A 15083-nucleotide genomic window follows, 5' to 3' on the forward strand; every position below is an offset into this window, starting at 1 on the left:
GGAACATGGCGACCTCGAACACGTCGACTCATTCTCCCACCTGGTGGGATCGCTTTGCTGCCGCAGTGAGCGGCCGTAGATCGTGGTGGATCGCACTGGCGGTCATCCTGATCTCCGGCGCAGCCATGGGGCTGATCGGCGAGAACGACTCGGGAGATCAAGCGCCGGATTCGCTTCCTACATCGGCTGATTCGGCACAGGTGAGCGAATTGCTCGACAGCTTCCCGGATTCGGACGTAACTGCAGCCGTACTCGTCGCCGTTCGCAGCGACGGCGCGCCGCTATCCGACGACGACAAGGCCGCGGTCGAGCAAGCGCTACAGCGCATGCTGACTGTCGACCGCTCGGTGCCCACCACCGCGTCGGCCGGCCCGGGCGCTGTCGTCTCTCCTGATGGAATTGCAGCCATCTCGGTCGTGCCCGTCAGCGCCGACCTCAACGGCTTCAAGCTCACCGACCTCGTCGACGAGTTGCGGGACGCCGCCGACGACGGCCTACCGAGCGGACTGACCACCTACGTGACCGGTGGGCCGGCGTTCGGCGCCGACACCGCAAACTCGTTCTCCGGTGCCAACGTCACGCTGTTGGCAGTGACGGCACTCGTTGTCGCCCTTCTACTGATCGTCACGTATCGCTCACCAGTTCTGTGGCTGGTTCCCTTGCTGGTCATCGGGTTTGCCGATCGGCTGGCGAGTTCGGTCGGCACCGGGCTGGCCGAGCTGACCGGCCTCTCGTTTGACGGATCCACCTCGGGCATCACCAGTGTGCTGGTGTTCGGCGCGGGCACCAACTACGCCCTGCTGCTGATCTCGCGGTATCGGGAAGAGCTGCGCAAAGAGCAGGACCACCGGATTGCGTTGCAGCACGCAGTCCGTCATTCCGGCCCGGCCATCCTCGCTTCGAACGCAACAGTGGTACTGGCTCTGCTCACGCTCCTGCTTGCCGCACTGCCGAGTACCCGCAGTCTCGGCGCGCTGGCGGCTGCGGGTCTTGTTGTCGCAGTGATCTTCGCGTTGCTGGTGTTGCCACCTCTGTTGGCGCTGTTCGGAACTCGACTTTTCTGGCCGTTCATCCCCAAGGTGGGCGATCCGGTGCCAACCGAGGGCGGTAACTGGTTCAAGATCGCAAACGCCGTTTCTCGGCACCCGGTTCGCGTTCTCGCGGTTGCCCTCACCGCACTGGTCGCATGTTCGTTGGGCCTGCTCAGCGCGAACATCGGCCTCTCACAGACCGAGCAGTTCCGGGTGAGCGCGGACTCCGTCGAAGGTTTTGACACACTCGCCGAGCACTTCCCCGCCGGGCAATCCGACCCCACAATCGTCATCGCGAATACCGCTGCGGCCGAGGAGATCCAGTCTGTCCTGGACAGCACCGACGGAGTGATCTCGGCGACCGAGACGGGGCGGTCCGACAACGGCCTCACCAAGTGGTCCGTGGTCATCGACGCCGACCCAGCGTCCGAGCCAGCATTCGACATCATCGATCAGTTACGCGACGCCACGGGCGGCGTTCCCGACGCGGAGGCGCTCGTCGGCGGATCCGATGCCAAAGCCCTCGACATCGCCAATGCGTCCGAACGTGATCGGCTCCTGATCATCCCGCTGATCCTCGCCGTCGTGTTCGTCATCCTGATCGCGTTCCTGCGCGCTCTGGTGGCGCCGGTGGTGCTGGTTGCGACAACAGTGCTGAGCACAGTCGCCGCCATCGGGATCGGCAGTCTGATCAGCGAACACATCTTCGGCTTCCCGGCCCTGGACAACAACGTCCCGCTCTACGCCTTCCTGTTCTTGGTTGCCCTGGGAATCGACTACACAATGTTCTTGGTGATCCGTGCGAGGGAAGAGACACCCGGCCACGGCACGCGAGACGCCATCGTGCGGGCAGTGGCCTCTACCGGTGCCGTGATCACCAGTGCGGGAATCGTATTGGCCGCAGTCTTCTGCGTGCTCGGCATCCTCCCACTCATCACACTGACCCAGCTGGGCATCATCGTCGGACTCGGAATCCTCCTCGACACGTTCCTGGTTCGGACCGTGGTGATTCCCGCACTCTTCAGCGTGATCGGGCCCCGCATCTGGTGGCCAGGCACCGTGGACCGAAAAGCGCGTCCACTACCGGAGTTACAACAACAGAAGTAGGAGATGAGACCATGGCATTTTCACCTCGCCGACTCAGCCGCATCGTGATCGGCGGTCTTGCAATCGCTTTCGCTCTTGCCTGTGCGGCTCCCGCTTCGGCGGACACCAGCTCGCTACCCCAGCCACTGAAGCCGGTGGCCAAGCTGGACACCCAGCGCTATCTCGGTGACTGGAATCAGATCGCCGCCATCCCGCAGCCGTTCAACCTCATCTGCGCGCGCGACACAATGGCGAACTACCAGTTGATCGACCCGTCGAACATCCGGGTGGAGAACACCTGCACCACCTGGACCAACCAGGAGAACCGGATCGTCGGCAACGCCCGGGTCAACGACAAGGTCACCGGTGCCCAGCTCCACGTCAGCTTCCCAGGCGTTCCGACACAGGAATCCAAGGATGGGCCCACCAATTATGTGGTCACCTACATCGCCGATGACTACTCCTGGGCATTTGTCGGAAGCCCCGAGCGCACATCAGCATTCGTGTTGTCCCGTGAGCCGGCCGTGAGCACCGACCAGTGGAAGCAGTCCGCAAGGTCGCCGAAGACCGCGGCTACAACGCCTGCCTGCTCCTCACCTCTCCGACCACCGGTGGTTCAAACGAGATCCGTCCGCTCTGCACCGTCTGATCACTCGCAGATACAACAAACCCCCGACCACATGTGGCCGGGGGTTTGTTGCGTGTTGAACCTTGGTGACTACTTGCCGGCAGTCACGGTGAGGTTGAACTGTGCGACAACGTCGCTGTGCAGGTTCACCAAGACCGGGTAGGTACCGGTGGCCTTGATGTGGCCCTTGGGCAGCTCGATGTTGCGCTTGTCGACAGCAGGTCCGCCGGCACTCTTGATGGCGCTGACCACGTCAGCGGCCGAGACCGAACCGAACAGCTTGCCCGAGTCGTGGGTCTTGACACCCAACGTGACCTCGGCGAGCCCTTCGATGGCCTGCTTGAGCTCGTTGGCGTGCTCGAGACCGCGCACTGCGCGAGCGTCCTGTGCCCGACGAATGCCTTCGACCTGCTTCTCTGCTCCGCGGGTGGCGACGATGGCCAGCCCACGAGGCAGCAGGAAATTACGGCCGTAGCCGTCTTTGACCTCGACGGTGTCGCCGGGGACACCCAACTTCTCGACCTCTGCGGTGAGGATCAGTTTCATGTTCTTGGTCCTTTCCGCTTATCGAGAGGTGGAGGTGAAGGGCAGCAAGGCAACTTCGCGCGAGTTCTTCACCGCGATGGCCACGTCCCGCTGATGCTGGACGCAGTTACCGGTGACCCGACGCGAGCGGATCTTGCCACGGTCAGACAAGAAACGACGCAGGAGCGCGGTGTCCTTGTAGTCGATCAGCAGGTTCTTCTCTTTGCAGAAAGTGCAGGCCTTGGCCTTGACGATCTTTTCTGCGCCACGGACCTTCCGTCCGCCTTTAGCTTTTCCAGCCATGTGTTGTCACTCCAAAAGTGTTGAGGTGCACAGCTACCTGTGCAGACTCAGATGTTCGTCAGAACGGTGGTTCGTCGTCCCCGCCACCGAACGAGCCGCTGGCAGGCGCGCTGCCCCACGGATCGTCGTTCTGTGCGGCCGCACCCGAGTTCGCAGCAGCGCCGCGGTTTCCACCGCCGCTTCCGCCGGAACCGAAGTTGCCGCCGCCTCCGCCACCGCCGCCGCGCGAGGCCCGATTGACCTTTGCGGTGGCGTAGCGGAGCGAGGGACCGATCTCGTCGACCTCGAGCTCCACCACGGTGCGCTTCTCACCCTCGCGGGTTTCGTACGACCGCTGCTTGAGCCGGCCGGACACGATCACACGTGAACCCTTGGTGAGAGATTCGGCAACATTCTCGGCGGCATCGCGCCAGATGTTGCACCGCATGAACAGCGCTTCGCCGTCTTTCCATTCGTTGGACTGCCGATCGAACGTACGTGGCGTGGATGCCACGGTGAAGTTCGCGACGGCTGCACCGGACGGCGTGAACCGGAGTTCCGGATCTGCCGTCAGGTTTCCGACAACGGTGATGACGGTATCGCCTGCCATGTGTATCTCCCGAGTTCAGTTGCGGTTGCGCAGTGGTGTGGGTCGATGTGCACCGAGCCTAGAGCTCGGCACCGACACGCATTGGACGTTCGAGCGAGCCCGATCGGACCACTCGAACGTCACGAGCTACTTGGCCGGCTTGGCCGCAGCCTTGGCAGCGTGCTTCGCAGCAACCTTGGCGCGACGTACCTTGGCACGCTCGTCCACGCGCATCACCTTGGTGCGCAGCACGGACTCGTTCAGCTTCAGCTGGCGATCGAGCTCGGTGACCGTCTTGGGCTCGGCATTGAGATCGACGACTGCATAGATCCCCTCAGTGTGCTTGAGGATTTCGTAGGCAAGACGGCGCTTGCCCCAGACATCGACGCCCGCAACATTTCCGCCATCCTGGCGAATCACATTGAGGAAAGTATCCAACGATGGAGCTACAGTTCGCTCATCCAGGTTGGGGTCAAGAATGACCATCAATTCGTAGTGACGCATAAGACCTCATCACCTCCTATGGACTAGGTCGGCCACGGACGATCCGTGGCAGGAGGGTCGCCTGCGTCGGCAACCGGTCCAGGCTACCCCAACAGTGCTTGACCAGCGAAATCCTGGCCTCCACGCCACAGCCACCTCCAGACCGGGCGGGCCGAGGCGTATCGACACCCCCTACCCTGTAGGCCATGCCTTCGCCGTCCCCCACCTCCACCTGGGAAATGACGACGACACCGCGACCGGGCTGGCGGGCGCGTATCAGCGCCGGCCGCGGCGAGCTCCTGCTCATCCTGACCCTCGCGCTGTTGATCAGTTCACTGTTCATGTGGCTCGGCTACCTCGGCAAGGCCACCTGCGGCGGCCCCCCGTTCGACGAGTCCGGCCGCAGTGCGCTCTGGCCGGTCGGTTCGAGCGAGATCATCATGCCCTGTTATTCCGACCTGCAGTTCCTGTGGATCGGCCGCGACATCAACAACCACGTGTTCCCCTACATCCACGGGGGCATCACCGACAACGGGGTGCTCTTCGGAGGCGTGGTCGAGTACCCGGTGCTGTCGGGACTGCTCATGTACTTCGGCGCCAGCGGCGCCCACACCGACACCGAGTTCCTGACCCAGTCCGCGATCCTGCTCGTACCCTTCGGGATCCTGATCGTCATCCTGCTCGCCCTGCTGGCCCGCTGGTACGTGATGCTCTGGGCAGCCACTCCGCCGCTGATCCTCTACGCGTTCCACAATTGGGAGCTGCCGGTGGTCGCGACGTCGGTGGGCGCCATCGCGGTGATGATCCTCGGCGCACGGATCAATCCGCGGACAGGCCGGCCGTGGTTGTCGTTGCGGACCAGCGCGCTCTGGGCGTCGTTCATCCTCTCGATCGGCTTCTGTCTCAAGATCTATCCCGGCTTGTTCGTGCTGCCGCTGGCCATCTTTGTGCTGACCCGCGCCATGGTGCCCGACTCCGACGCGAGTGGGTCCACGTCGCTGCGCACCCGGCTGACCCGCCGGTCCCTGGATTGGACCGGAGCCGCCGGCGTCGTCGCGGTCGCGGTCGTCACGGTGATCGCCGTGCAATTGCCGTTCATGATCGCCGGGTTCAAGGGCTGGCAGGCTTCGCTGTCGTTCCAGGGCAAACGCAAGGCCGACGTCGACACCAACACCATCTGGTACTGGGGACTGCGGCATGTCACCGGCGACGGGCCGAGTGATGCGAACAGCGTCTACAACTCGATTGTTGGGGTCGCCTCACCTCTGCTGATCATCGTCTCGCTGGGCGTGGCGGTGTGGCTGGGGCTCAGACATTGGCAGCGCGGCAACGTCTTTCCGTGGATCGGCGTGAGCGCGGCGATGCTGGCCGGGTTCATGCTGTTCCACAAGGTCCATTCGCCGCAGTACACGCTGTGGATACTTCCGTTCTTCGTGCTGCTCAAGGTCGACTGGCGCCTGGTCACGCTGTACCTCGTCGGCGATCTGGCGCTCGACCTCACCATCTTCCGCATGTTCGGCATCCTCACCCGCGGTGACGAGATGGAGTGGTGGGTGATGGGTGGTGTCCAACTGGGCGTGTGGTCGCACGCGCTGTGCCTGGCGGTCTTGATCTACCACTTCGTCGGTCGGCCCCTGCGGGTGCCACCGGAAAAGGTCTCGCCCACGGCCTCCACGGCCGCTACCGTACCGGCATGACCTGGTACACCGCCCCTACGCTCTCCGGCGCCCGAATCCTGCTGCGCGAGTTGGTACCCGACGACGCGCCCGCCCTCGCTGCCGCAGTGGACAACCCTGAGGCATTCCGATGGACGACGGTGCCCGGCGACGTCACCGCCGCCGAGCGTTACATCCAGACCGCCCTCGACACCCCCGACCGTGTGGCCTTCGCGGTGGTCGAACAAGCCAGTGGTCGCGTGGTCGGCTCCACGAGCTACTACGACATCACTCCCGACTATCGCGCGCTGGCCATCGGCCACACCTGGTACTCCGCAGCCGTACACGGCACCGCGGTGAATCCGGAGGCCAAGCTGCTGCTGCTGCGCCGCGCCTTCGAAGACCTGTCAGCCGTCAGAGTGGTGTGGCACACCGATGAACGCAACGCCCAATCGCGGGCCGGCATCGCCAAACTCGGCGCCACGTTCGAAGGTCTGCTGCGCAAGCACCGTCCACTCCCCGATGGATCATGGCGCACCACAGCGCAATTCGCGATGACAGACGACGACTGGCCCGCCGCGAGAGAGACCCTCGCCAAGAGGCTGGAACGATAGCCCGGCCTGAGGGGCCACCTCAGCGCCGTTCAGGTACGGCAGGTCACGTGCGCGAGGAGACCGCCATCGAGTCGGAGGTCGGATCGTCCGGCGCCGGACGGGTTCTCACCTTGATCCGCCTCGGCCACGGCAACCGGTCGGGAGCCCTGTCGAGCACCCCACCCCCGGGGTCGTCCACGGCCAGGCTCTGCCACCCGGTGCCACGACGCACCAGATCGTCGGTCGGGTGATAGATCTGCCAGATCACCAACGCGCACAGCGCCAGAACCGCGAAGTCCCGGACCACAACTGCGGACAGGAACCACTGCTCGGGCAAGCCGTCATCCGTCTCCTGGAACAGGTACCACATCATGCGCGGCACCCAGACGAGAGCGTCGATCAGCATCCACGTCAACAGGATTCGCGTGTGCGGCAGGGCCAGAACCGCGAGAGGCACCAGCCACAGCGAGTACTGCGGACTCCACACCTTGTTGACCAACAGGAACCCGGCGACGGTCAGAAAGGCCAACTGGGCCAACCGCGGCCGAAGCGGTGCGTGGAAGCCGATGAACGCGATGCCGATACAGACCACCACGAACAACGCCATGCTCACCGCGTTCAGCAGAGACGGCGGCTGCCCGGGTTGGTTGCCCCACTGGTAGTCGGTGACAGCCGACACCACGTTGTAGATCGTGTCGGGATCGGTCCCCCGAGAAGAGTTGTGGCGGAAGAACTCGGTCCAGCCGCGAAAGTGCAGGACCATGATCGGCAGGTTGATGATCAACCAGGTCGCGGCGGTCATCAATGCGGTGACGGCGAAGTCGCGGACCTTGCCCGCACGAAGACACAGCACCAGCAACGGGATCAACAACAATCCGGGGTAGAGCTTGGCCGCGATGCCGACTCCGAGGAACACCCCGGTCATCCACGGGTTTCGTCGGGCCCACGCCAACATCGCCAAGGCGAGCGCTGCAGTGGCGATGGCATCGAAGTTGGTGAAGATGTGGACCACGACCAGAGGAGAGAGCGCTGCGAGCGTCACGGCCCACACCCTGCGCCCCGCGGTGAGCGCGGTGGCCCAGATGGTCACCAGCCAGCACAATGCCAGTCCCAGCGCGACGAGATTGAAGAAGACCACCACGTCCAGGGCGCTGGGCAACCCCCAATCGTCGTGTGCCCATTGCCAGGCCTCTGTGGCCTGAGCCGCGGCGTACATGAACATCCCGGTCAGTACCGGGTACTCCATGAACCGCTGCTTCTGCCCTCCGGCGCCGTTGTCCTCGTACCAGAACGTCTTGTACGGGAGCGCGCCTTCGTTGAGTCTCTCGGCACTGTAGAGCGGGATGGTGTCGGCGTAACACATCGCCGTGTACTGGCGGTGATCCGACCAATCGAGTGTCTGTTCGCCGGTCGCCTTGTCCGGGGCCTGTTGCAGGCACCCGGCTTTCGCGTACCAGCCCAACGCCATGAACACGAGGGCGATAAGGAGCATCACCCGGATCGGCGTCCAGCCGGGACTACGCCCGACCACCGCGTGCAGCCCGACCGGGCCACCGATCACCATGCTGCCCGGAGAAGCGATCGGATCGGTACGGCTCGGCAGGACGCGTGTGGTCGCCTCCCGACGATCGGTCGCCGGCAACGCAGGCGACTCGAATACGTTCAGGTGTTCCGTCGCTGCCGAACCGTCATCGTCGCGCACGTCGTGCGACGTCGGTTCGGTCGCTTCCCCGTCGGTCATGACCCCCGCTCGCTCAGCGGGTACCTGTGGACGGTCCACCCTCTTCGGGCGGGAGTACCGGCTCTGTCTCCGTCTCGGTGTCAGGGTCGGGGCCGCCACCCGGAAGTGGGATCACCACGCCGGGGCCAATCGTCACGCCCGGCCGAGTGGTGGTGGTCGGCGGTGTGGTGGTGGTCGGCACGGTGCGCGTGGGGGTGTAGGTCTGCGGCGGCGGCTCATAGGGAACGCCTGCGACTCCACCGATCTCACCCGGCTCCGGGAACTCCTCGATCGGCCGGCCGTCGAGAGCCCGGTTCATCGCTGTTCGCCAGATCTGCGCCGGCAGGCCTGACCCGTAGATCGTTGCGCCGGTGTAGTTCTTGAGCGCCGTGCCCTTGTCGGTACCAACCCACACTGCCGTCGACAGCTGCGGCGTGTACCCCACCATCCAGGCGTCCTTGTTCAGCCCGGTGTCGCCGAGCTGGGTGGTGCCTGTCTTGGCGGCGGACGGCCGCTCGCCCCCGTCGAGAGCGTTGCCGTTGGAATACGAGGCGATCGGTTCCAGTGCAGCCGTGGTGTTGTCGGCCACCTCGGCCGGCAGCCGGCGTTCACCCGCATTGTCGGTGCGCTCGTAGAGCACCTGACCCTGCGAGTTCTCGACCTTCTGGACGAAGTGCGGGGCGTGGTACATGCCCGACGCCGCGAGCGTGGCGTACGACGACGCCATGTCGATGACGCGAGATGCGTACTGCCCGAGCACAACACCACCCTCGACTCCGCCGTCGGGGTTCTGCAGTGTCTTGGCACCGTCGGCCGCGACCTCGGGGATGCCCGCGCGGTGAGCCGCATCGGCGACCGCGGTGGGTCCACCGTTGAGGTCCATCATCAGGCGGTAGTAGACGGTGTTCAGCGACATCTTCATGGCCGTCGCGAGGTTGCACGACCCGCAGGATTCGCCGTCCGAGTTGGTGACGGTGAGGCCGCCGGGTCCCTCGAACGGCGCCGAGCTGTAGGTCTTCGACAGCGGGATGCCCTGCTCGAGTGCTGCCACCAGAGCGAACACCTTGAACGACGAGCCGGTCTGCAAATTGGCCTGCGCATAGTCGAATCCGTTGCCGTCGTTGCCACCGAAGTAGCCGCGGACCGCGCCGGTCCGCGGGTCGATCGACACCACAGACGTTCGCAGCTCGGGCGGCTCACCCTCTCGGAGGTCGTTCGCCGCGGTGAAGTTCGCCCGCTGCACCTGGGGATCGATCGTGGTGGTGATGCGAAGACCGCCGGTCCGGATCTCCTCTTCGGAGATGTTGAGTGTGCCGAGCTCGGCCAGTACCTGCTGCTTGATCAGTCCGTTGGGTCCGTCGCTCGCCGGGTCGCCGGCAACGGCCTGGGTATCGACCACCTTCGGGTACTCCTGCGCGTCGGCCTCTTCCCTGTTGATCGCGCCGATCGTGACCATGCCGTCGAGGACGTACTCCCAGCGCCCTTCGGCAGCCTGGAGGTTGGTTGCCGGGTCGTAGTAGGAGGGAGAACGGATCGACGACGCGAGCACAGCCGCCTCCGACAGGGTGATGTCGGCGAGGTTCTTGTTGAAGTACGCCTTGGCCGCTGCCGAGACACCGTATGCGCCGCGACCGAAGTAGATGGTGTTGAGGTACGCCGCGAGAATCTCTTCCTTGGTCCACTCGCTGGACATCTTGGTGGAGATCGCGAGTTCACGGAACTTGCGCTGGTAGCTGGCCTCGTCGCCGGTCAGCACGTTCTTCACGTACTGCTGGGTGATGGTCGAGCCGCCGCCCGCGTCCTCGCGACCGGTCACCTTGCCCCACGCGGCGCGGGAGTAACCGCGGATCGAGAAGCCCGAATTGCTCGCGAACTCGCGGTCCTCGGCTGCGATCACGGCCTGCTGCAGCACCTGCGGGATCTCGGTGATCGGCACATCGGTTCGGTTGCCCTCCGGTGGCACGATTCGCGCGAGTTCGCCGCCCCGGGTGTCGACCACCGTGGCGATCTGACTCTGCTTGATGTCGCCGGGTGCGGGCACCTCGGCTCCGGCGTAGGTCACCAGGAACACTGCTGCCATCACCAGCGCGAAAGCGGGGAGCAGCGCACCACCGAGACCGACAATCCATGCGACTGCCTTCTGCCACCGTCGCTTCTTCTCGACCGGGTTGCTGCTGGAGGGAGCGCGGCCGCCGCCGCCGTGCTCCGAGGTCCAACCGGACCGATTGGGTCCGTCAGGGCCATTGCTCACAAGTACTTCTCCATACCTTCAGTGCCGATCCCTTTTGAGCCCATTCCTTCTGGGCCACCGCCGGCACCCACCTCAGTGGCTGCATCGGCTGAACTGTTCGCCATTCGACCCCCTGCGACCCGCCGGGTCCGCCGTACCCGTGGACGCGGAGGCAAGCCGGACACGTACGACTGGACCAGGTGGTTCCAGCTGCAGGTCCGGCACACCTCGACCACATGTACCGAGAACTCCTCCTGGCTCACGGCCAGGCGCAGGATCTCCTCGGTGGTGCGCGCCGACCCCGACACCTGCCCAAGCTTCTCGCCGAACACCCAGGACACGATGGTGACCTGTTCTTTCCGGCAGATCGGGCATCGCACCGAACTGGGACGGCCGTGAAACTTCGCCGCGCGCAGCAGATAGGGGCTGGCATCGCACACCTCGGCAACCCCGGTACGTCCGGAGTAGACCTCGGCCAGCCGGGACTTGCGCTGTAACGCGTAGTCCACCACCTGTCGCTGCAATCGCACGAATCAAGAGTACGTGCCGCCGACTCGGAAGATTTGGCGGTTCGGCGCCGCCAAGACCGCGACAGGGCTCCGATCGTCGCTGCTGACAGCCCAATTTTCGCAGCACCGATCGTTCTCGACGCGTGCATGCTGCGGATAAGCCCAGTTCAGGCGTAGTTTCCCTCCCGGTTATATCGGCCCGATACATATGTGTGTAGCATCTGCGGTACAGGTTTCTGCAACACGTTGAACGGAGGTGCGATCGGAGATGCTCGAACTCGCGGTACTCGGTTTGCTCCTCGAATCCCCGATGCATGGCTATGAGCTGCGTAAACGGCTCACCGGACTGCTCGGGGCGTTCCGCGCGTTTTCGTATGGATCGCTGTACCCGTCACTGCGCCGCATGCAGGCCGACGGTTTGATCGCTGAGGATTCGGGCCCTCCGGGAACGCTCAAACGACGCGCTCGTCGCGTCTATGCGCTCACCCCGAAGGGACGCGAACGGTTCGCCGAACTGGTCGCCGACACCGGACCGCAGAACTACACCGACGACGGCTTCGGAGTGCATCTCGCATTCTTCAGCCGGACTCCCGCGGAAGCTCGCATGCGCATCCTCGAGGGTCGTCGCCGGCAGGTGGAAGAGCGGCGCGAAGGTCTCCGAGAGGCCGTCGGACGTTCGAACCGCACAGTGGATCGCTACACCAAGCAACTCCATCAGCTGAGTCTCGAATCCAGCGAGCGTGAAGTTCGCTGGCTCAACGAACTCATCGCCGCCGAAAGTTCGGAATGGGCCGGGGATTCGACCAAGACGTCGAGGAATCCCGGGCCGTTGCCGACCGAGGCGGTTACGACAGAACCCGAAACAACTTCGGTTACACCACACAAAGAAGGGGAACCCGACCATGGGTGACAACACAGTACGCGTGGCAATTGTTGGCGTGGGTAACTGCGCCTCATCCCTGGTCCAGGGCGTGCAGTACTACAAGGATGCCGACGAGAACGCTTCTGTTCCGGGCCTCATGCACGTGAAGTTCGGCGAGTACCACGTCCGCGACGTCGAGTTCGTCGCCGCATTCGACGTGGACGCCAAGAAGGTCGGCTTCGACCTCTCGGATGCCATCTTCTCCAGTGAGAACAACACCATCAAGATCGCTGACGTGCCGCCCACCGGCGTCACCGTGCAGCGCGGCCACACCCTCGACGGACTCGGCAAGTACTACCGCGAGACCATCACCGAAGCCGACGGCGAGGGCGGCGATGTCGTCCAGGCCCTCAAAGACGCCAGGGTCGACGTGCTCGTGTCCTACCTGCCCGTCGGTTCCGAGCAGGCCGACAAGTTCTACGCACAGTGCGCCATCGACGCGAACGTCGCGTTTGTCAACGCCCTGCCGGTCTTCATCGCCAGCGACCCCGTGTGGGCCAAGAAGTTCGAAGACGCCGGTGTGCCGATCGTGGGCGACGACATCAAGAGCCAGGTCGGTGCCACCATCACCCACCGCGTGATGGCGAAGCTGTTCGAGGACCGCGGTGTCACGCTGGACCGCACGTACCAGCTGAACGTCGGCGGCAACATGGACTTCAAGAACATGCTCGAGCGTGAGCGTCTCGAGTCCAAGAAGGTCTCGAAGACCCAGGCCGTCACCTCGAACCTCACCGGTTCGCTGGCAGGCAAGATCGACGACAAGAACGTTCACATCGGACCGTCGGACCACGTTGCGTGGCTGGACGACCGCAAGTGGGCCTATGTCCGCCTCGAAGGTCGCGCCTTCGGCGACGTGCCGCTGAGCCTCGAGTACAAGCTCGAGGTCTGGGATTCCCCCAACTCGGCCGGCATCATCATCGACGCCGTTCGTGCGGCGAAGATCGCCAAGGACCGCGGCATCGGAGGACCCATCCTCCCGGCCTCGGCCTACCTCATGAAGAGCCCGCCCGAGCAGCTCGCCGACGACGTCGCGCGCAAGCAGCTCGAAGCCTTCATCATCGGGGCCGATTCCTGACAAGCAGAATCGGGATCGGGGCCGATTCCTGATCTGATCTGACAATCTCGACCCGAGAGCCGCACGCCTTCTAGAAGGTGTGCGGCTCTTGGCATTTCCGGTGCAAAACGGTCCTTTATGGCCAAAGATGTCGCCTATGACGAAATTGGCCACTTCTCGCCGGCTGCAGCTCGCCGTCACGGCACTCACGGCAGTTCTCGTGATCTCCGCATGCGGGGGCGACAACGAATCGTCGAGCCCGGATGGCGACTTCTCGGGTCCGCCCCCGGCCGATTCGGCTGTGGCGGTGAGCGAGCAGCAGATCGATGACGCCATCGACCGGGTGCCCGAGCTCGCCGAGGGCATCATGTCGAAGACCAAGATCCCCGGCCTCGCGGTGGCAGTTGTCCGCGGCGGGGAGGTGGCCTTCGCCGAGGGTTTCGGCGTCAGGGAGGTCGGTAAGGACGGCAAAGTGGACGCCGACACCGTCTTTCAGATCGCGTCGCTGTCCAAGTCGGTCGGAGCCACCGTGATTGCCGAGGAGGTCGGCAAAGGTGTTGTGCAGTGGGACACCCCCGTGCGTCAGAACCTGCCGTCGTTCACGATGAGCGATCCGTGGATCAGTGACCACGTGACCATCGCCGACATGTACACCCACCGGTCGGGGTTACCGCTTCACGCGGGTGACATCCTCGAAGACCTCGGCTACGGGCAGCAAGACATCCTGAGCAAGCTGGCTCAAGAGCCCATCGAGGCGACCAACTTTCGGGTCCACGACGCGTACACCAACTTCGGCATCACCGCGGCGGCCGAATCCGTCTCCGTCGCAGCAGGAACCGATTGGGCAACCCTGAGCCAGAACTCGCTCTACGGGCCGTTGGGCATGACCAACACCAGTTCTCGCTTCGCCGACTACATGGCGCACACCGACCGCGCCATCCCCCACACGCTGGTCGGCGACAAGTACCAGCCCAAGTTCCAGCGCGACCCCGATGCACAGGCCCCTGCCGGCGGCGTCTCTTCGACGGTCAACGACCTCGCGAAATGGATGAATCTGGTTCTCGCAGGTGGGGTACACAACGGGCAGCCGTTGGTCGAGAAGGAACCGCTGATCGCAGCGTTCACCAGTGAGTTCGCCCACGGCCCCGGCCAGGACACGTCGTTCCGATCGGGCACGTCCGGGTACGGGGTGAACGTCAGCACCACATCGTCGGGACGCGTGATCAACAGCCACTCCGGTGCGTTCAACTTGGGAGCTGCGACAAACTACGTGATGATCCCGTCCCTGAACGTAGGCATCGTGGCTCTGAGCAACGCCGGACCGATCGGTGCGGTCGAGGCGTTGACCGCAGAGTTCGTCGACCTCGTCCAATACGGAAAGATCACCAGGGATTGGGTTGCGGGCTATGCACAACTCACCGCCGAACCGGCCGAAGGTGAACTTGCAGGCAAGCAGCGGCCCGCCGACGCCGCTCCGCCAGGACCGCTGCCGCGGTACGCAGGCACGTACACCAACCCTTACTGGGGCGAGGCGACCGTGGCACCGATGCCCGACGGCAACCTGCAACTGACCATCGGGCCGGATCGGGTGCGATACACGCTGACGCCCTGGAGTGGAGACACCTGGACGTTCATCCCCACCGGCGAGATGCCGAACCCGGGCACGGTGTCGCAGGCGACGTTCGACGGCAGCACGGTGGTGCTCGAGTACTTCGACGACAACGGTCTGGGAACGTTCACGAAGTCCTGAACCGCGCGGCTGTCAGAGCGAACGAC

At 64.3% G+C, this 15083-nt stretch carries 11 protein-coding genes and 3 pseudogenes; 7 read left to right on the forward strand and 7 right to left on the reverse strand.

The genetic code is table 11. From position 1 onward, the window contains the following. Positions 1-5: 5 nt before the first annotated feature. Both CSW57_RS10000 and CSW57_RS10005 read left to right on the forward strand, forming a co-directional pair. A complete protein-coding gene (locus tag CSW57_RS10000; RefSeq protein WP_189339202.1) occupies positions 6-2138 on the forward strand; it encodes an MMPL family transporter in 2133 nt (710 codons plus the stop codon). A gap of 11 nt (positions 2139-2149) precedes the next feature. Next, positions 2150-2766 (forward strand): annotated as a pseudogene (locus tag CSW57_RS10005) (lipocalin family protein). Positions 2767-2835: 69 nt separating this feature from the next. Here CSW57_RS10005 and rplI read toward each other — a convergent pair. The 4 genes and pseudogenes from rplI to rpsF all read right to left on the reverse strand — a co-directional run. Further along, positions 2836-3291 carry a 50S ribosomal protein L9 gene (gene rplI / locus CSW57_RS10010; protein ID WP_023958688.1) on the reverse strand — a complete coding sequence of 152 codons (456 nt, stop codon included), beginning with the start codon at positions 3289-3291 and terminating at the stop codon, positions 2836-2838. Between the two features lie 18 nt (positions 3292-3309). Further along, positions 3310-3573, reverse strand: coding sequence for a 30S ribosomal protein S18 (rpsR, locus tag CSW57_RS10015; protein ID WP_023958686.1), 264 nt, complete (start codon positions 3571-3573; stop codon positions 3310-3312). 58 nt (positions 3574-3631) lie between these two features. Continuing rightward, complete coding sequence (locus tag CSW57_RS10020) at positions 3632-4162, reverse strand: single-stranded DNA-binding protein (protein ID WP_023958684.1); 531 nt, start codon at positions 4160-4162, stop codon at positions 3632-3634. Positions 4163-4369: 207 nt separating this feature from the next. Further along, a pseudogene (gene rpsF, locus CSW57_RS10025) lies at positions 4370-4645 on the reverse strand (30S ribosomal protein S6); the annotation flags it as partial. Positions 4646-4830: 185 nt separating this feature from the next. Here rpsF and CSW57_RS10030 point away from each other — a divergent pair. Together CSW57_RS10030 and CSW57_RS10035 are read left to right on the forward strand one after the other, a co-directional pair. Continuing rightward, positions 4831-6321, forward strand: coding sequence for a hypothetical protein (locus CSW57_RS10030; protein ID WP_099382661.1), 1491 nt, complete (start codon positions 4831-4833; stop codon positions 6319-6321). After that, positions 6318-6893, forward strand: coding sequence for a GNAT family N-acetyltransferase (locus CSW57_RS10035; RefSeq protein ID WP_099382662.1), 576 nt, complete (start codon positions 6318-6320; stop codon positions 6891-6893). Before CSW57_RS10030 ends, CSW57_RS10035 begins: the two co-directional genes overlap by 4 nt. A 43-nt stretch (positions 6894-6936) precedes the next feature. On the opposite strand, the gene CSW57_RS10040 is transcribed toward CSW57_RS10035, so the two are convergent. The 3 genes and pseudogenes from CSW57_RS10040 to CSW57_RS10050 all read right to left on the reverse strand — a co-directional run. Beyond that, positions 6937-8613, reverse strand: a complete 1677-nt coding sequence (locus CSW57_RS10040; RefSeq protein ID WP_099382663.1) for a glycosyltransferase family 87 protein — start codon at positions 8611-8613, stop codon at positions 6937-6939. Positions 8614-8626: 13 nt separating this feature from the next. After that, positions 8627-10672 carry a transglycosylase domain-containing protein gene (locus CSW57_RS10045; RefSeq protein ID WP_099383285.1) on the reverse strand — a complete coding sequence of 682 codons (2046 nt, stop codon included), beginning with the start codon at positions 10670-10672 and terminating at the stop codon, positions 8627-8629. 284 nt (positions 10673-10956) lie between these two features. Beyond that, positions 10957-11346, reverse strand: a pseudogene (locus CSW57_RS10050) (DUF5318 family protein); the annotation flags it as partial. A 253-nt stretch (positions 11347-11599) separates the two neighbouring features. Here CSW57_RS10050 and CSW57_RS10055 point away from each other — a divergent pair. The 3 genes from CSW57_RS10055 (at position 11600) to CSW57_RS10065 (ending at position 15057) form a co-directional block, all read left to right on the forward strand. Beyond that, entirely contained in the window at positions 11600-12241 is a 642-nt protein-coding gene (locus tag CSW57_RS10055; protein WP_099382665.1) for a PadR family transcriptional regulator, read from the forward strand. Beyond that, positions 12234-13328 (forward strand): inositol-3-phosphate synthase, encoded by a 1095-nt coding sequence (locus CSW57_RS10060; RefSeq protein ID WP_099382666.1) that lies wholly within the window; start codon positions 12234-12236, stop codon positions 13326-13328. Before CSW57_RS10055 ends, CSW57_RS10060 begins: the two co-directional genes overlap by 8 nt. 136 nt (positions 13329-13464) lie before the next feature. After that, on the forward strand, positions 13465-15057 hold the full coding sequence (locus CSW57_RS10065) for a serine hydrolase (protein ID WP_099382667.1): 1593 nt from the start codon (positions 13465-13467) through the stop codon (positions 15055-15057). Positions 15058-15083: the final 26 nt, after the last annotated feature.

Source organism: Williamsia muralis, assembly GCF_002735905.1.
Taxonomy (GTDB): domain Bacteria; phylum Actinomycetota; class Actinomycetes; order Mycobacteriales; family Mycobacteriaceae; genus Williamsia; species Williamsia muralis_A.